The following is a 1,202-nucleotide window of genomic DNA, read 5'->3' as shown; positions in this document are numbered from 1 at the left end:
TTGCAAACAAACAGTTGTTCAGACATTTTATAACCCTCTTTCTTTCAACATCTTTTCAAAAGCAGTGCGATCAACGTAAGGTGCTGTACTGCATCTACAAAATGGATGCATCGGAGCAGCATTTGTTCCTGGTTCCATTTTATCAACATCAAACACTTTCCCATTCAATGGCAAACAAAAACGGCATGCTGAAGGCTCAGAAATGAATGTGTACTTCGCAATATCAGCATCACGATAACTTCGCTCTTGGATGCCAATCTGAACCCTAGTCGTTTCTGTGATCATCAATCGCTCAGTATTGAAACGAGTATTCTCTCTGCCTTTTTCAGTAAGGAATCTCTTTAGTTCAGGTGCCAACTGTTTAGGATTACGTCCTAAAGTCACACTACGTACTAGCAACTTATCCAAATCAGCTTTCAGCTCTGCTTGGTACATCCAAAGCCGTTCGCTAAACGTTGCGAAAGCATCCACTCGAAACGAACTATTGATTACTTGCTCTACTAGCTTGGCATAACCACTTTTAGCGATCGTCATTTCTAAAATGCCCGCTTGACGTTGCAACTCTTTCAAACCAGCGTCGGTAAGTTCTCCTGAGAAATACTTATCCATATCGTTGAATGTAGCAATCAGTTCAAGTCCGATATTTGCCTTCAGTAACTCCAAACGATTAACACGCATCGTAAGATTGTATAGCTTTAATTCCTTGTTTGCTGTCGGAGAGAAGTCTTTTTCTTTAACATACTTCTTAGCCTTGCGAGCAAATGCTTTTACATCCATTTCGTTAGCTCGCTTCATCGCTTCGCTACGAGTGATTTTCTGTCCATTTGAAAAACTGTCCCACTGTGCGTCGATCTCTTTCTGTATCGCATCTTGTGCGTATTGCAGGCGCTTCTTGATCTCGTTCATGCGTTTCTTATCATCTTTAATCTGTTGCTCTTGCGAAGCTTTCTCCCTTTTGATGAAGTAATCTTGTGATTTCACTTAATCACCTCGATTTAGTGTCGATTCAACAATTCGGATTAGTCCATCAGATAATCCCTCAAATTTATTCGAAATAATCTTTTCCACTTCGGAATTAGTTTCTTTGATTCCTTCTTGCAAGCCATTCGCGAATGCGTCTGCTATCTCTCCTGATTCTTTAAGTGCATTCTTAGCAGGGGATAAACCCAGAATGGTAACAACCTTATCTCGCAAACTCATTT

2 protein-coding genes are annotated in these 1,202 nt (G+C 40.5%); both read right to left on the bottom strand.

Annotated features, from left to right (window positions below; genetic code table 11):
* Nucleotides 1-27: 27 nt before the first annotated feature.
* Nucleotides 28-981, bottom strand: a complete 954-nt coding sequence (locus tag AB0Q96_RS39195; RefSeq protein WP_365334170.1) for a minor capsid protein — start codon at nucleotides 979-981, stop codon at nucleotides 28-30.
* The coding region (locus AB0Q96_RS39190) for a hypothetical protein (protein ID WP_153830101.1) at nucleotides 982-1,202 on the bottom strand (221 nt) is incomplete at its 5' end.

Source organism: Streptomyces sp. NPDC093111 (assembly GCF_040683955.1).
GTDB lineage: Bacteria > Actinomycetota > Actinomycetes > Streptomycetales > Streptomycetaceae > Streptomyces.
Note: the sequence above shows the minus strand (reverse complement) of the source record. Positions and strands in the feature narration are given on the sequence as shown.